Raw genomic sequence first — 14,665 nt, 5'->3', positions numbered from 1 at the left:
ATTATATATTAATTACAGGTTCAAATTACGAGTTCAAAAGAACTTGTAATCAGACCCTTTTGTTTAATGGGTTTTACATATTTTCATTAGGCAAATTCCGAGAAATCGTATGATAAAACTAAAAATGATGAGGAGAGGATCAGATGGAATTCGAATTTTTCTTTCAAATTGCACTTATTTTATTAAGTACAAAGCTTGCTGGTGATCTTAGTGTTAGATTAGGTCAACCTTCTGTACTAGGTAAATTAATTGTCGGTATCGTTATCGGTCCAGCTTTATTAGGTTGGATTGAAAATTCAGAGCTTCTAACTCAATTAAGTAATGTCGGGGTTATTCTTCTAATGTTTATGGCTGGACTTGAAACAGACTTAGAAGAATTAAACGCCAATCGTAATTCTTCTTTAGCAGTTGCACTCGGAGGTATTATTCTTCCATTCATAGGTGGTTACGTTTCTGGCCTTGTTATGGGAATGGAACAAGGAAACGCTGTATTCTTAGGATTACTTCTATGTGCGACAAGTGTTAGTATTTCCGTACAAACACTTCGTGATTTAGGTAAAATGAAAACACGTGAAAGTACGACGATGCTTGGAGCCGCTGTATTTGATGACATTCTTGTTGTTATTTTATTAGCATTCGCAATGAGCTTCTTAGGCACTGATGATGTTAACTTAACAATGATTATCTTGAAGAAAGTAGTATTCTTCGCTTCTATTATTTTAATCGGATGGAAAGGTGTTCCAGCAATTATGCGTTGGTTATCACCACTGCGCGTATCTGAGTCTATCGTGAGCGCAGCTCTTATCATCTGTTTCTCATTCGCATATTTTGGCGAACTATTAGGAATTGCTGGTATTATCGGTGCTTTCGCTGCTGGTATTGCAATTTCTCAAACAAACTACAAACATGAAGTAGAAAAGAAAGTAGAACCAATTGCTTACGCTATGTTCGTTCCAGTATTCTTCGTTAGTATCGGTATGAATATTACATTTGACGGTATTGGCAATCAAATTTGGTTCATCTTAGCATTAACAGTAATCGCTGTATTAACGAAACTAATTGGTTGTGGTGTTGGTGCACGCATGACTGGATTTGATGCTAAGTCTTCTGCAATTATCGGTTCTGGTATGGTTTCTCGTGGTGAAGTTGCACTTATCATTGCAGGAACAGGACTTTCTTCAGGTCTATTGGCACAAGATTACTTTACAGCAATCGTTATTGTCGTTATTTTAACTACAATGATTACACCACCAATGTTAAAATACACGTTTGGTGCAAAAGATAAAGCAATGAAAGCAAGTAAATAAGTTTACTATAATAAAAGGAGATTGCTATTTTATAAGATAGCAATCTCCTTTTTCATTTTATCTTTAAACAATTCCATTCGTTTTTAACCATTTTTCAAAAATAGTTCGTGCTTCTTCATCATTGATATCATTACTAAATGAATACACCTTAATACCATAATCATCTATATATTCACCCAGTTTCATTTCCTCCACTTTCTTATAAAAATCGTCCACCTCATAGTGCGGAATATAAGCATCCCAAACTGGTTCATGTATTCTTTTGTACGCTGTCACTTCTAAATCATATCCATCTTCATAATATCCGATGTGATAATGTTGATTAGGATCATATTTCTTCATAATAATTCCCCTCCCTTTGAAAAATTTATCATATTTCACATAATAAACAAAAGCGAGCTGTATATTACAGCTCGCTCGATTCATTAAATACGTTCCATCGCCGTCTTCAACGTTCCAACAACAAAGGCAATTTCTTCACTTGAAATAATAAGCGGCGGTGCTAATGTTAAGACGTTATTATATCCTGCTGTCGTCATACCGTTTCGTCCTATAATAAGCCCTTTTTCTTTACAAGCATTTACGACACTTACGATTTTGTCGTTATCAATTGGCTCTTTCGTCTCTTTATCATTTACTAATTCAATTCCAACTAATAGACCTTTTCCTCTAATATCCCCAACAAGCGGATGTTCCCCAATTTCATCTTTTAGTTGCTCTAATAAAAGGGAACCCATTTGTGCAGATCGCTCAATTAAATTTTCATTTTCCATAATCTCTAAATTTTTAAGTGCTAATGCACAAGCTGCTGGATTTCCACCAAATGTATTAATATGACGGAAAAATTCATATTCTCCTTTACCTTTAAAAGCCTCATATATTTCTTTTTTCACAGCTGTTGCAGATAATGGTAAATATGCGCTCGTAATGCCTTTTGCCATTGTAATAATATCTGGCTTCACATCATAATTCATAAATCCGAATGCTTTTCCTGTACGACCGAAGCCGCAAATCACTTCATCACTTATAAGCAAGGCACCGTGTTTTTGACATGTCTCATGAACAGCTTTCATATAGTCTTGTGGTGGCATTAATATGCCCCCGCCTGTAATAATAGGTTCCATAATAAACGCAGCAATTGTTTCACTTAATTCCCACGTCATAACACGATCGACTTCTTTCACACATTCTACATCATAGATATGCTGCCCTTCAATTTCAGGCATACGGTAACAATCCGGTGGTGTTACGTGTAAAAAGCCTGAAGCAAACGGCTCATATTGATATCTACGCTGCGCTTGTCCCGTCGCTGCCATTGTCGCCATTGTATTCCCGTGATACCCACGATAACGTGACATAAATTTATAACGATGTGGTTCACCTTTTTGCGCATAGTATTGCCTTGCTATTTTAAAAGCTGTTTCGTTCGCTTCTGAACCACTATTTGAGAAGAAAATAACATACTCTCCCCCAAGCCACTCATTTAACTTTTCAGCAAGCTTTATAGCTGGTTCATGAGATTGTGACATTGGAAAGTATGATAATGTTTGTAATTGCTTATAAGCCGCTTCTGCGAGCTCCGTTCTTCCATATCCACTATTCACACACCAAAGACCACTCATACCATCTAAATATCTTTTTCCTTGTATATCTTCAACCCAGCACCCTTCAGCTTTTGCCCCTACCATTGTACTATTTGGACTAAAGGGACGCATTCCGTGCCAAACATATTGCTCATCTTTTGCTAATAATTCATCAGTTTGCTTCGTTTTCATCATTACTTCCACCTTCCATAACAACTTATTTTTCACAAAAGCTGCGCTGGTGCCATGATGACTTAAATTTCTCCCTGCTATTTTCATTCCACAAAATTAAGACAAATCCTACTTACAAATCAGTAATATTTACAAGAAAATGACAAAAGAAAAAAGAGCTTTTCTTATCTATCGAAAAGCTCCTCTTTTATTTAATGTGAAGACGCATCACTAATACCGTGACCAGTATTAGATTTCACAAGAATTTCATCAAATTTCGCTGCATCTTCTTTCTTACTAGATAAAACAGTTCCTAAATATGCTGCAAGAAATCCGAGCGGAATTGAAATAATTCCTGGTGTCGTATATGGGAATATCGCTTCCCCAACAAAAATAGCTTTTCCAGCTACAGGGTTCCAAACATTCGGACTCAACGCTACGAGAACAATTGCTGATACGAGCCCTACAATCATACCGGAAATAGCACCCGTTGTATTAAAACGCTTCCAATATATTGTAAATAAAATCACTGGTAGATTTGCACTCGCTGCAACTGCAAATGCTAATGATACTAAAAATGCTACGTTTAATGTTTGGGCAAATAATGCAAGTATGATAGATAATATCGCTACCCCAATAGATGCATAACGAGCCATAGATACTTGCTCTTTTTCCGTTGATTTCCCTTTGCGAATAATCTCATTATAAAAATCATGAGCGAATGCTGATGCTGCCGTTAATACGAGACCTGCCACTACAGCCAAAATTGTTGCAAAAGCAATTGCTGATACGAAAGCAAATAAGAAGTCTCCACCTAACGCTTTGGCTAATAAAGGTGCTGCCATATTACCCGCTGGGTTCGCTTTAATAATCGCTTCATTTCCTACAAACGCTGCCGCACCAAATCCTAAGAAAATCGTCATAATATAAAATGCACCAATTAACCATGTCGCATATACGACAGATTGACGTGCAGTTTTTGCATCACGTACTGTAAAAAAGCGGACAAGTATATGTGGTAATCCAGCTGTACCAAGTACTAGTCCTAAATTTAAAGAAAGTGTATCAAGGCCATCCTTATACTTTACACCTGGATTTAAAAATGAATCTTTTAATGGTGTAGCTGTTTTCATTTGGGCAAACATTTCAGTCACGCTGAAGTTGAATTTTGCGAAAACGATAACAGAAATAATAAACGTACCGGCCATAAGTAATACAGCCTTTACAATTTGTACCCAGCTCGTTGCTGTCATACCACCAAAAATAACATACACCGTCATAAGTGTTCCAACGATTAATACAGATGTCGTATATTCAATCCCTAATAATAATTTAATAAGTGCACCCGCGCCAACTAATTGTGCAATCATATAAAAGATAGAAATCGTCATCGTATTAAGAGCTGCAACTCCGCGAACTTTTTTCGCGTCAAAGCGTGCTGCAATCATATCCGCCAAAGTGTACTTTCCTAAATTTCTAAGCGGTTCTGCAACAAGATATAGTACAACTAAATAAGCAACTAAAAAACCGATACTATAAAAGAATCCATCAAACCCAGTTAATGCGATTGCTCCAGCTATACCGAGAAATGAAGCAGCAGACATGTAATCTCCAGCAATGGCCAGACCATTTTGCCAACCAGTTAATCCCCCTCCAGCCGTATAAAATTCACTCGCATTTTTCGTTTTTTTCGATGCAAAATAGGTTATGACGAGCGTACCAAGAACAATAATTAAAAATAGTGCAAATGCAGTAGTATTCAAGTTCAGCCCCTCCCTTTTTGCATATCTTGCAAAATTTTTCGGGAGATTTCATCAAATGATTCTGCTTTTTTGCTATAAATCATACATAGTGCCCATGTCATAATAAATTGGGAAAAAGCAAATACCCACGCCCATGTAACGTCTCCAAATGCAGGTGTATTAAGCACCTTTGAATACGATGTTAGAATAGGTAATGCGATAAAAAAACTAAAAAAGAAAATACTCATTGGAATGATAAACTTCTTTTTCGTATTTAATAACAATTGAAATTCTTCCGACTGAACGACCTCTGTATAATTCACCTCATTTTGCAACTTACGTGCTGACGTATCGTCTCGTTTCATTAACCGATCCCCTCTCTTACTTAAAATACACTTCCCCCTTGCATACATAAAGACTAAATTTTATAAATATTCAGAAACTTATATTCATTTTAGACAATCCATGCATTCATGCAAAGATTTTTTGATAGACATTTTTCGGCAATTTCCCCTAAATTTTTAATATACTTTTTCAAAATAAAGTGACACCTTACTTATTTATCCTCATTAAGACAAAAGCAGTGCTTACCGCACTACTTTTGTCTTTTTTTCCTTTTCTAAATTACGAGCCGTTTCGCTTAACTCAACATCTTTTCCGTCTTTAAGTGTTCCAAATATAAAATCGAATACTGGATTTGAAACACCAAACCAAAACTTTTCGTTTTTATAATGGTGTAATATATGTTGTTTTTTTAGCCATCTTCCAAACTTAGTGACGGGACGAATCGGTCTATGAGCAATATAATGTTTCCATTCGTAAACGAGCAGCATGATAATCATTCCGATTCCAAATGAAAGTGCAATAGTAACACTTTTTGTAATACCATATGCTATAAGTAAATATATAGTAAAACTAGGTATACTAAACCATACAGGTAAAAACAAAAGTTTTAAATCATCTGGATATACGTGGTGATCATAATGCAATCTTCTTAACATTTTTAATAGAAATGTGTTTTTAGGTGGCTTTATATGGAATAAAAAACGATGTGTCATATATTCATTAAGTGTATAGAAAACAATCCCAAACATACATGCTAACATGCCAAACCACGTAAAAAATTGCATTTTTAAAATAATAATGAAAATAAATAGAATGCTATACATAATAACAATATCATGTTGTAAAAAGAACTCTTTCCCCACTTTCTTCATCTTGTTTCCCCCTTTTCCAAAAAAACAGCCGCAACATATCGTTACGACTATTTCTTTTCTATTCTTATTCTATTCACTTTACAAATTTGCCTGCTGTTCTATTGCCGAGAAAAAATTGTTTGATCCAAATATATTTTGCTTCGGAATAATATGTTCCACTGCAAACACTGTTACTTCTCCTCTTTGCACTTCTCCAATAATGAGCCCAAATATTTCATGATTTACTGCAAACGTCGGTTGCTTTGTTTGTAACAATCTTGCAGCATTATGAAATACCGCTTCATATAGTGGATTTCTATCAGTAATTTCTTTTCGGATTTTTGGCGCTAACGTAATTATAATTTCTTTTCCGTCAATAGTGGTTCGATACATAAAAATCTCCCCTTCAATCTTATGTGAACAACTGTAAAGCTTTGTATGCAAAATGTATAGAGTAACCTACTAAAATAATACCTGCTCCGGCTGTTATGTAGCCAAGCGCTTTTGGTTTTAATAAAGTTCTTCCAAAATGTACAGAAAAAGCAATATTTAAATTCCATAAAATAATACCAACAATAATGCAAAGACTGTACAAAAAAGCTTCTTGTTTCGTTACCTTCATAAGTAATGAGCTAAGTGTACTTCCGTATATACCAAACCAAAAAACAAGATTTAATGGATTGGATATCGCAATTAAAAATCCTGCCATAAACGATTGCTTAAGGCCACCTACCTCTTCTTTTTTATATTCCATATTCGATTCGAAAATTCCTTGTTTTACACTTTGAAATCCTAAATAAAATAACAAGAAAAAACCCGTGCAATACATGAAGGCTTGTACATATGTATACATAAACACAGAAGATAAACCGAAATAAATGAGAAGCATAAATAAAACATCTGCAGTCATTCCACCAATTCCAACAACCCAAGCGTGCCAAAACCCACGTTCAATTCCTCGTTTTAACATTTCAATATTAATCGGCCCTACTGGCGCAGCTAATGATATACCTAATACGATTTGCTGTATAATTGCTCCAATCATCGCTCTATCCTTTCTACTCTCTTTACTACTAGTTAATGATGTAATTTTAAAAAATAGACTAGCTTTCATAATAAAATACCCTTTTTTATCCAAAATATACAAAAGAGCCATCTAGATGATGGCTCTTACTTTTCTATCCTATGAATAAAAGGACATTTCCCTTTTATTGGCTCTACATCGTCTCCTATGAAATATTGTTTCCATTCACGATGCTCTGGGTCACCATAATGACTAATGTTAGGATGTTTCGGCAATTGATCCCACTTTTCAACTCGCTCACGGACCATTTGTCTTGAATATGTTCCTTTAGGACGATCTCCCTCTAATCCATCAAAAATAGTGCGTGGCTGAAACCCAATAACGAGAGAATTCCCTAAATGTCTAGTTTTTCGTTGTTTATAAGCTGGCGCATTTCCAAATGCGAATATTGGCTCACCACCAAATGAAAATTCCCATAAATAATGGTCTGGGTCTTCAGGAATTTGCTTTGGCCATGCTTGATTATCGTTTTCATGTAAATACTGTAACACTTTCCAAAAAGAATCACGGTAATATTCGAGTGATCGTTCTTCACATTCCGGTTCTACAAAAAGGAAAAAGCCCCTTCTTACAATCGGTCTCTCTTTCATTAAGTCTAAAAAAGATAACATTGTATGCGGCAAATGACTCCAATCATTATGAGAAAGAAATGAATAACGAAGTTCATTCTTTTTCAAAGCTGTTAAACCGAAATAACATGGAAAAGTTGGTTCTAACACAACATTTGAAAAAATCTCAAATTCTTTTGCAACCCAATCCGGTATGTCGGTTCTCGTTCTCATTCCTTCATTATCTAATAAGTAAGACTTATTCATTCTTTCACCTCATTATGTATAGCATTCAATTAAGAATATTACGTACAAGGCCTGTCCTATACCTATTTAAAAATTTGACTGGAAAATTATTTAAAAATACAAAAAAATAAAATCGCTTACTTGACTAAATTCTCCCAATTCGTGTATATTTAAATTAATCATTTAGCAGAATATTCAAGAATATAGCATTTTTAGTTTATATTATTTTTTTAATGAATTTCACTAAATGAAAATAGTAAACGCTTTTAGGAGGAATTGTAACATGCAAGGAAAAGTAAAATGGTTTAACAACGAAAAAGGTTTTGGATTTATCGAAATGGAAGGCGCTGACGATGTATTCGTACATTTCTCTGCTATTCAAGGAGACGGCTACAAAGCTTTAGAAGAAGGTCAAGAAGTATCTTTCGACATTACTGAAGGTAACCGCGGACCTCAAGCTGCTAACGTAGTAAAACTTTAATCCAACATATAACAGGAGGTTGCCTTACTTGGTAACCTCCTTTGTTATTCCTTTGTATATTTCCGTTTTACAGAGCAAAAACTATGTGAAATGCGCACTATACAAAGGAGGAATTATTAATGGGATCAGAAGTAAATGATTTTGAAGAAGTGAAATTCCGTGTAGAAACAGCACAAAAAATGGTAGGATCAGCAACAATTTCAATGGATCCAGATACATTAGAGCATGCTACTACTGCTGTAGAAGCAGCTCGCTCTCAGCTTGAAATTATGAAATCTGTTGCAACTGATTTAGATGAGCCATTTTTAATGAATGAGGAAAAGAAATTAAATAAATGTGAGCATCAACTAAACGAAGCAAGACACTAAAAAACATCCAGAGAATTTTCTCTGGATGTTTTTTCATGACAACCGTTCTCCATACTTTTTCAATGTTTCTCCAACTGTACATTGCCGTATACAAAATGAATGGGCATAATATTTACTATTTGTCTTTCGATTATGTTCTCGCAAGAAACATCCTTCACAATACGTTTCTAATAAGTCATTTACCTCTGTAATGAGTTGCTTTTTATCCACCTTTGCACCTCTCTATTCAGTTATTTCTTTATGACTATCAATAACTGTCCCTTCCAATGCTTGCGTAGCTAATTGATGTGCTTCTTTATTTTGTTTTCTAGATATTGGTTCACATATAAGTTTTAATTTCATTTGCTTCGCCTTTTGTTCAATTTGATCTAAATAATGGTTTAAATGCTCATCATAACAAGGCCATTCTCCGGCTAATTGCTGCAGTACAACTTGAGAATCACCGTGAAGTGTAACTGCTTCATACTTAATCCCTAATTCCTCGAGTATATTCATACCGTATAGTAACGATGCATATTCCGCTTCATTATTATCATATATACCTTCTATATATGCATTGCGGCGAATCCGGTAGTTTGTATTTCCTTTTTTATAATACACACATATACCAACGCCAGCTTCTTTCGTTTGCACATCATACCCCCCATCAAAATAAACGAGTATTTCTTGGGGCTCTTCCTCTACTTGCTTACTTAACTTTTTCATCTCTTTTAATGACCATTCCGCGTCCATTTCATCATAAAATGAAAATTCTTTTACTCTTCCTGTTTTCTCAAAATCCTCTGCAAATTGAAGTACTTCTTCTATGTTCATATACTCTGTCGTTAATTCCGTCTGCAATCCGCGCTTTGTTTTATACAACCAATGAATTTTATATTTCATACTTCATTCCCCTTATGTAAGACTTCTTATTTATCCGGCTAATTGAAGCCTCACTTTATTTTATTATATTTTATCAAGAGTCAAAGAATTATATTCAATATAATCACATACAAAAAGAGCCATCCTATATAAGGAATGGCTCTTTCATCTATTACATAAATCTTTCAAATTGTACTCGCTTATTAATCCAGTACATTACAGGCATACCGATCGCCATTACTACGAATTCACCTGCTGCACATGTTAACCAAGTCCACATAAATGGTAGATCAAATGCAAGATGAAGTTCAATTGCAATCATAAACATTGTAATCGTAAAGATAACTGTATTAAAAATCATACGAGCCCAAACACCTTTAATAAATCGCATAGAAATAATCGTTGCAACTAATGCAAGAATAGATTGACCTACTCCAAATACTAAATCATAAGCGATCATAGGTGAGAAAAAGAGATTCGTTAAAAATACACCTAATACAATTCCGTAAATTGCTTTCTTGTTAAATACAACGAGATGATTAAACATCTCTGAAATACGAAACTGTACATTCGTAAAGCCAAATGGCTGAATAAGCATAGAAACAGCAATATATAATGCCGCTAAAATACCATTACCGACTAATGTTCTAATATTCATGACAAAATCTCCTTAGTTTTTTTACGTGGGATGGTTTCGAACCACGTTATTCTTTTTTTTAGCAACAAGATTATATTTTACGTGGTAGCCCCTCTTTCGTCAATAGATTCCTATCGTGAACTACCTTTTTTCTTTTAGACAACGTATAATGAAACATATGAAAGATTTAGGAGGTTTCACTTCATGACAGCAACAATTCAAAATGAAAAAGTGATCGTTTCCATTTCTGACAAAGGTGCAGAATTACAGAGCGTTCGCTTAAAAGAAGACAACATAGAATATTTATGGCAAGGTGATTCTGCTTATTGGGGACGCCGTGCACCAATTTTGTTCCCAATTGTCGGTCGATTAGTAGATAATACATACTACGTAGACGGTAAACCATATTCATTAACACAACACGGTTTCGCTCGTGATCTTACTTTTTCTGTGAAAGAACAAAGCGAAACAAAGATCACTTATATCGTTACTAGTAATGAAGAAACATTAAAAAAATACCCATACGAATTCGAATTACTCGTTTCTTATGAGCTAGATGGACAAAGTGTTCATGTAACATATGAAGTAAACAATCCTACTTCTAAAGAAATGTTCTTCTCAATCGGAGCACATCCTGGATTCAACTTCCCTTTATTGGACGGTGAATCATTTACAGATTATCACTTATCGTTTAATGGTTCGGAACGCTTAGAAACAAGCGTATTAGAAGGACCTTATCTTTCAAACAAAAAGCAATTAATCGCTGAAAATACGACTGAATTGCCACTTACATACGATTTATTCAAAAATGATGCACTTATTTTTGAACATATGAATACGAATGAAATTTCGATTCGTTCTCATAAACATAATAAATTTGTAAAAGTAGAATTTGATGGATTTCCATTTGTCGGCGTATGGACACCAGGGGATAACGCACCTTTCTTATGTATTGAACCTTGGTATGGAATCGCTGATGAAGTAAATCCAGCAAAAGATTTCAAGGACAAAAAGGGAATTCAATCTTTACAAGCGAATGAAACATTTACATGTCGTTACAGCATCACAATCGGATAACTACTCTATCCCCTACTTCAAAAAAATATTTAAGTAGGGGATAATCTTATAATTTGGAGGTTTCTCATTTTGATTGAAGTATATATTGATGGTGCATCAAAAGGAAATCCTGGTCCTTCTGGTGCAGGAGTGTTTATTAAAGGCGTTCAGCCGCCTGTACAATTATCAGTACCACTTGGAACAATGTCCAATCATGAAGCAGAGTACCGCGCTTTACTTCTAGCATTAAAATATTGCATTGAGCATAATTATAGCACTGTCTCTTTTCGTACAGATTCGCAGCTTGTTGAGCGGGCTGTTGAAAAGGAATACGCAAAAAATAAAATATTTGCACCTCTTTTAGATGAAGCACTACAGTACATAAAAAACTTCGATCTCTTTTTTATTAAGTGGATTCCAAGTAGTCAAAATAAAGTAGCTGATGAATTAGCTAGAAAAGCTATCTTACAAAATTAACGGGGGTATGAGTGTGAAAAAAGAGTGGATTGCTCCTCTTGCTTTATTATTTGTCTCTTTTATTTGGGGAGCTACGTTTGTTGTCGTTCAAAACGCTATGTCTTTCGTTGGTCCATTTACGTTTAATGGTATTCGCTTTTTATTCGCTGGAATTATTTTATTATTCGTTCAAATTATTTTTTCACAGAAAACTTCAAAACAAGAATTAAAACATAGTAGTTTAGCTGGATTAATGGTTGGGTTCTTCTTATTTGTCGGCTATTTATTACAAACATTTGGCTTACTTTATACAACTTCTTCAAAAGCAGGTTTCTTAACTGGGCTAAGCATTGTTATGGTCCCAATCTTATCCTTTATCTTTTTAAAACAAAAAGCCACCATTTTCATCGTACTTGGCATTGCTGTAGCTACAACAGGTTTGTACTTATTAACAGCTGCTGATTCTTTCCAATTAAATATAGGAGATATACTTGTTCTCGGTTGTGCAGTCGCTTTCGCTGCCCATATTCTTATTAACGGCTTCTTTTCTAAAAAAATATCACCTTTATTATTAAGCACATCTCAAGTATTAGCTGTTGGTATATTTTCTTCTATTTGCGCTTTCTTGTTTGAAGATTGGAAAAAGTTATTTTCAGTATCACTATGGACGAATCAATCCTTTTTATTCGCACTCTTTCTAACTGCCCTGTTTGCAACATCTATTGCTTTTTTCATTCAAACATCGGCACAAAAACACACTTCTCCAACGAGAGTAGCAATTATTTTCGCAATGGAGCCCGTTTTTGCTGCATTAACAGGCGTTCTCGTTGCAAATGAACAACTTTCTATTTCTGCTATTATCGGATGTCTATGTATTTTTCTAGGCATGATTTTTGTTGAATTACCTTCCAAAACAAAAAAAGAAGCGCAGGCTGCGTGAAGTTACGCTTGTAACTTCCGCATAAAAGCCTTAGCGCTTTTTTTATCTGTAATTTCTTCCTCTTTCAATCGTTCTAATAACGCAACGAAATAACTACCATCAAACTGCAATTGATGTTTAATTGTCGCTTCTATTGCTGCGTTCACAATCCCATCAGACGCACCAGTATATCCTTGTCCAAACATAATAAACCCTTGTGCTTCCTCTGATAATTTAAATCCTTTCGTATGTAAGAATGAAAGATAATCTTCTACTGTTTGCATGTTATTCCCACCTACTCAAAAATTCTCCATCTCCTATCATACATGTTTTTACACGCTATGAGAATGAAATTTCTTTGACAACTTTGTAAATCAATCTTCTACTTCTCTTACAATAGAGGATTTCCTAACAATCTGAAGGAATATGTACAGTGGAACTTATTTCATATTAAAGGGGAGACACGATGAAACAAGCACTATTAATTATCGACGCTCAACAAGAATTAATTGATGGAAATGAGCAAGAAAATGAAGTTTTTCGTAAAACCGAGCTATTATCTACACTAAATATAGCCCTGCAGAAAGCAATAGATTCAAATGCTCTTATTGTTTTTGTAAGAGATATCGATGTTGCTTCAGGTAGTGGCGAAGGATTTGAAGTACATAATCAAATTCAAGTACCCCAGTCTGCAATCTTTATTAATAAAGCAGCAACCAATTCATTCTACGGTACTTCTTTACTTGAACTTTTAAAAGAAGAAAACATTAATCATATTGTTATAGGCGGATGTAAAACAGAACATTGCATTGACACTGCCGTTAGGACAGCAACTGTACAAGGATTTGACGTTACATTAATTAAAAACGGTCATTCAACAACTGATTCTAACGTATTGTCTGCAGAACAAATTATTGGTCATCACAATAAAACTTTACACGGTCATTATAACGTTGATCATTTTTCTATGGTGCGAGATATTGAGGAAGACCTCTTTCAGCCAACTCATGACCAATATCGTGATTAAATTGGCTCAAAAAAGAATCCTTCATTTAAAAGGATTCTTTTTTATCCAAAAATTTGCGCTGCAATACTATATAGTTCACTATTTCTTTTTAATAACCGATTACTATTTTTCATCATAATTGGTGGTATATTCACTTTTTTAAAACCAGCAATCTCTAATTCTTTCATGAAATCGTTCTTTCCTTCTAGTACATCAATTCTTAATTTACCATTATGCCCTCTTGCTAAATCATGTACTATTCTCATTGCCATCTCATCATTTTTAGCAACAACCGGCCCTATTATCTTATTTTCTGGTGTTTGTATGCTTAAACCGTAACCTAATACATTTTGTTCCTTGTCCCTTACAACGATACACTGTTCACTTTGCATAATTCTTTTCTTTAAAAACTCTTTTCTATTTGTTCCAAACGCATATTCATCTATTTTTATTATTTTTTCTAAATCACCCTCTTCATAATTCATCACATAATCTTCATTTCTTACACAATAATCTTTCGCATTGTATGAGTTACATATGTATTTAGAAACATAACTTACTGCCCTAAATCCTAACTTTTCATATAAAGGTTTCCCTTCATCCGTAGCAATCAGCATAATTGGAGTATGAGCTGATACGCTTTTAACGCACGCTTCCGTTATTATCTTTCCAATCCCTCTCCCCTTATAATCTGGATGTACAATCACCATTCCGATAGACGCTAATTTCTCCCCATATAATATTATTGCCGCGCTAGCAATTAGTTCCTCTCTCTCATTCCAAACACCGTATACAATCCCTGCGTTAAAAATAGTCTCAATTTCTTCTCTGTTATAATCCCACCCAATATAAGAAGATAATGATACAATATTCCCTGTTTTTGCTTCCCTAAGACGCTCCACTCTAATTTCCAATTCAATCATACTCCATCCCCTTATCTAGACATTTAAATCATTATTATCAAATCAACTTGTACATGTTTCCATTTATTTATCACACACATA

The 14,665-nt window shown here is 34.6% G+C and carries 20 protein-coding genes and 1 riboswitch; of the genes, 7 read left to right on the top strand and 13 right to left on the bottom strand.

What is annotated here, in order from left to right:
- The first annotated feature begins 143 nt into the window (after window positions 1-143).
- The gene (locus GBN78_RS19230) at window positions 144-1,307 is read left to right on the top strand and encodes a cation:proton antiporter (protein WP_000393877.1); all 1,164 of its coding nucleotides are present in this window, start codon (window positions 144-146) and stop codon (window positions 1,305-1,307) included.
- Between the two features lie 63 nt (window positions 1,308-1,370).
- On the opposite strand, the gene GBN78_RS19225 is transcribed toward GBN78_RS19230, so the two are convergent.
- The 8 genes from GBN78_RS19225 to GBN78_RS19190 form a co-directional block, all read right to left on the bottom strand.
- Window positions 1,371-1,733 carry a DUF3986 family protein gene (locus tag GBN78_RS19225; protein WP_165852336.1) on the bottom strand — a complete coding sequence of 121 codons (363 nt, stop codon included), beginning with the start codon at window positions 1,731-1,733 and terminating at the stop codon, window positions 1,371-1,373.
- On the bottom strand, window positions 1,733-3,082 hold the full coding sequence (locus GBN78_RS19220) for an aspartate aminotransferase family protein (protein ID WP_152127616.1): 1,350 nt from the start codon (window positions 3,080-3,082) through the stop codon (window positions 1,733-1,735). The genes GBN78_RS19225 and GBN78_RS19220 overlap by 1 nt, the downstream gene beginning before the upstream one ends.
- A 191-nt stretch (window positions 3,083-3,273) precedes the next feature.
- Window positions 3,274-4,824: a solute symporter family protein gene (locus GBN78_RS19215; protein WP_001098235.1), complete on the bottom strand. Its 1,551-nt coding sequence runs from the start codon at window positions 4,822-4,824 to the stop codon at window positions 3,274-3,276.
- A 2-nt stretch (window positions 4,825-4,826) separates the two neighbouring features.
- A complete protein-coding gene (locus GBN78_RS19210) occupies window positions 4,827-5,168 on the bottom strand; it encodes a DUF485 domain-containing protein (protein ID WP_000817366.1) in 342 nt (113 codons plus the stop codon).
- A 222-nt stretch (window positions 5,169-5,390) separates the two neighbouring features.
- A complete protein-coding gene (locus GBN78_RS19205; protein WP_000755396.1) occupies window positions 5,391-6,020 on the bottom strand; it encodes a sterol desaturase family protein in 630 nt (209 codons plus the stop codon).
- 78 nt (window positions 6,021-6,098) lie between these two features.
- Window positions 6,099-6,392, bottom strand: a complete 294-nt coding sequence (locus GBN78_RS19200) for a hypothetical protein (protein WP_000286362.1) — start codon at window positions 6,390-6,392, stop codon at window positions 6,099-6,101.
- Window positions 6,393-6,411: 19 nt separating this feature from the next.
- Window positions 6,412-7,155: a LysE family transporter gene (locus GBN78_RS19195; RefSeq protein WP_152127615.1), complete on the bottom strand. Its 744-nt coding sequence runs from the start codon at window positions 7,153-7,155 to the stop codon at window positions 6,412-6,414.
- 14 nt (window positions 7,156-7,169) lie between these two features.
- A complete protein-coding gene (locus GBN78_RS19190; protein WP_001043763.1) occupies window positions 7,170-7,898 on the bottom strand; it encodes a YqcI/YcgG family protein in 729 nt (242 codons plus the stop codon).
- A 262-nt stretch (window positions 7,899-8,160) separates the two neighbouring features.
- Between GBN78_RS19190 and cspB the strand changes: the two genes are divergently transcribed.
- Both cspB and GBN78_RS19180 read left to right on the top strand, forming a co-directional pair.
- The gene (gene cspB, locus GBN78_RS19185) at window positions 8,161-8,358 is read left to right on the top strand and encodes a cold shock-like protein CspB (protein WP_001161731.1); all 198 of its coding nucleotides are present in this window, start codon (window positions 8,161-8,163) and stop codon (window positions 8,356-8,358) included.
- A 119-nt stretch (window positions 8,359-8,477) separates the two neighbouring features.
- Window positions 8,478-8,726 carry a DUF2564 family protein gene (locus GBN78_RS19180; RefSeq protein WP_000534392.1) on the top strand — a complete coding sequence of 83 codons (249 nt, stop codon included), beginning with the start codon at window positions 8,478-8,480 and terminating at the stop codon, window positions 8,724-8,726.
- A gap of 33 nt (window positions 8,727-8,759) precedes the next feature.
- Here the strand turns inward: GBN78_RS19180 and GBN78_RS19175 are convergent, their stop codons facing one another.
- From GBN78_RS19175 to GBN78_RS19165, 3 genes are all read right to left on the bottom strand, one after another.
- Window positions 8,760-8,936 carry a zinc-finger domain-containing protein gene (locus GBN78_RS19175; protein ID WP_001987028.1) on the bottom strand — a complete coding sequence of 59 codons (177 nt, stop codon included), beginning with the start codon at window positions 8,934-8,936 and terminating at the stop codon, window positions 8,760-8,762.
- 12 nt (window positions 8,937-8,948) lie between these two features.
- Window positions 8,949-9,608: a ribonuclease H family protein gene (locus GBN78_RS19170; protein WP_000875551.1), complete on the bottom strand. Its 660-nt coding sequence runs from the start codon at window positions 9,606-9,608 to the stop codon at window positions 8,949-8,951.
- Between the two features lie 151 nt (window positions 9,609-9,759).
- Complete coding sequence (locus GBN78_RS19165; RefSeq protein ID WP_001026471.1) at window positions 9,760-10,245, bottom strand: QueT transporter family protein; 486 nt, start codon at window positions 10,243-10,245, stop codon at window positions 9,760-9,762.
- Between the two features lie 6 nt (window positions 10,246-10,251).
- Window positions 10,252-10,296, bottom strand: a riboswitch (PreQ1 riboswitch).
- A 132-nt stretch (window positions 10,297-10,428) separates the two neighbouring features.
- Between GBN78_RS19165 and GBN78_RS19160 the strand changes: the two genes are divergently transcribed.
- The 3 genes from GBN78_RS19160 to GBN78_RS19150 all read left to right on the top strand — a co-directional run bounded on the left by GBN78_RS19160 (window position 10,429) and on the right by GBN78_RS19150 (window position 12,676).
- On the top strand, window positions 10,429-11,301 hold the full coding sequence (locus GBN78_RS19160; RefSeq protein ID WP_000127390.1) for an aldose 1-epimerase family protein: 873 nt from the start codon (window positions 10,429-10,431) through the stop codon (window positions 11,299-11,301).
- A gap of 69 nt (window positions 11,302-11,370) precedes the next feature.
- On the top strand, window positions 11,371-11,757 hold the full coding sequence (locus tag GBN78_RS19155; RefSeq protein WP_000573880.1) for a reverse transcriptase-like protein: 387 nt from the start codon (window positions 11,371-11,373) through the stop codon (window positions 11,755-11,757).
- 13 nt (window positions 11,758-11,770) lie between these two features.
- A complete protein-coding gene (locus GBN78_RS19150) occupies window positions 11,771-12,676 on the top strand; it encodes a DMT family transporter (protein ID WP_000712611.1) in 906 nt (301 codons plus the stop codon).
- A gap of 2 nt (window positions 12,677-12,678) precedes the next feature.
- On the opposite strand, the gene GBN78_RS19145 is transcribed toward GBN78_RS19150, so the two are convergent.
- Entirely contained in the window at window positions 12,679-12,939 is a 261-nt protein-coding gene (locus tag GBN78_RS19145; protein ID WP_001195212.1) for a DUF6123 family protein, read from the bottom strand.
- A gap of 182 nt (window positions 12,940-13,121) precedes the next feature.
- Here GBN78_RS19145 and GBN78_RS19140 point away from each other — a divergent pair, with 182 nt between their 5' ends.
- A complete protein-coding gene (locus tag GBN78_RS19140) occupies window positions 13,122-13,682 on the top strand; it encodes a cysteine hydrolase family protein (protein ID WP_000806320.1) in 561 nt (186 codons plus the stop codon).
- Between the two features lie 41 nt (window positions 13,683-13,723).
- On the opposite strand, the gene GBN78_RS19135 is transcribed toward GBN78_RS19140, so the two are convergent.
- Complete coding sequence (locus tag GBN78_RS19135; protein WP_000571011.1) at window positions 13,724-14,584, bottom strand: GNAT family N-acetyltransferase; 861 nt, start codon at window positions 14,582-14,584, stop codon at window positions 13,724-13,726.
- Window positions 14,585-14,665: the final 81 nt, after the last annotated feature.

The sequence above is a fragment of the Bacillus sp. B2-WWTP-C-10-Post-4 genome (assembly GCF_009183805.1).
In the GTDB taxonomy this organism is placed as follows: domain Bacteria; phylum Bacillota; class Bacilli; order Bacillales; family Bacillaceae_G; genus Bacillus_A; species Bacillus_A cereus.
Note: the sequence above shows the minus strand (reverse complement) of the source record. Positions and strands in the feature narration are given on the sequence as shown.

Excerpts from the sequence above, each read along its gene's own strand:
- GBN78_RS19230 (WP_000393877.1), top strand. The coding sequence starts at position 144 with ATGGAATTCGAATTTTTCTTTCAAATTGCACTTATTTTATTAAGTACA.
- GBN78_RS19225 (WP_165852336.1), bottom strand. The coding sequence starts at position 1,733 with ATGAATCGAGCGAGCTGTAATATACAGCTCGCTTTTGTTTATTATGTG.
- GBN78_RS19220 (WP_152127616.1), bottom strand. The coding sequence starts at position 3,082 with ATGAAAACGAAGCAAACTGATGAATTATTAGCAAAAGATGAGCAATAT.
- GBN78_RS19210 (WP_000817366.1), bottom strand. The coding sequence starts at position 5,168 with ATGAAACGAGACGATACGTCAGCACGTAAGTTGCAAAATGAGGTGAAT.
- GBN78_RS19205 (WP_000755396.1), bottom strand. The coding sequence starts at position 6,020 with ATGAAGAAAGTGGGGAAAGAGTTCTTTTTACAACATGATATTGTTATT.
- GBN78_RS19200 (WP_000286362.1), bottom strand. The coding sequence starts at position 6,392 with ATGTATCGAACCACTATTGACGGAAAAGAAATTATAATTACGTTAGCG.
- GBN78_RS19195 (WP_152127615.1), bottom strand. The coding sequence starts at position 7,155 with ATGGCTCTTTTGTATATTTTGGATAAAAAAGGGTATTTTATTATGAAA.
- GBN78_RS19190 (WP_001043763.1), bottom strand. The coding sequence starts at position 7,898 with ATGAATAAGTCTTACTTATTAGATAATGAAGGAATGAGAACGAGAACC.
- cspB (WP_001161731.1), top strand. The coding sequence starts at position 8,161 with ATGCAAGGAAAAGTAAAATGGTTTAACAACGAAAAAGGTTTTGGATTT.
- GBN78_RS19180 (WP_000534392.1), top strand. The coding sequence starts at position 8,478 with ATGGGATCAGAAGTAAATGATTTTGAAGAAGTGAAATTCCGTGTAGAA.
- GBN78_RS19170 (WP_000875551.1), bottom strand. The coding sequence starts at position 9,608 with ATGAAATATAAAATTCATTGGTTGTATAAAACAAAGCGCGGATTGCAG.
- GBN78_RS19165 (WP_001026471.1), bottom strand. The coding sequence starts at position 10,245 with ATGAATATTAGAACATTAGTCGGTAATGGTATTTTAGCGGCATTATAT.
- GBN78_RS19160 (WP_000127390.1), top strand. The coding sequence starts at position 10,429 with ATGACAGCAACAATTCAAAATGAAAAAGTGATCGTTTCCATTTCTGAC.
- GBN78_RS19145 (WP_001195212.1), bottom strand. The coding sequence starts at position 12,939 with ATGCAAACAGTAGAAGATTATCTTTCATTCTTACATACGAAAGGATTT.
- GBN78_RS19140 (WP_000806320.1), top strand. The coding sequence starts at position 13,122 with ATGAAACAAGCACTATTAATTATCGACGCTCAACAAGAATTAATTGAT.
- GBN78_RS19135 (WP_000571011.1), bottom strand. The coding sequence starts at position 14,584 with ATGATTGAATTGGAAATTAGAGTGGAGCGTCTTAGGGAAGCAAAAACA.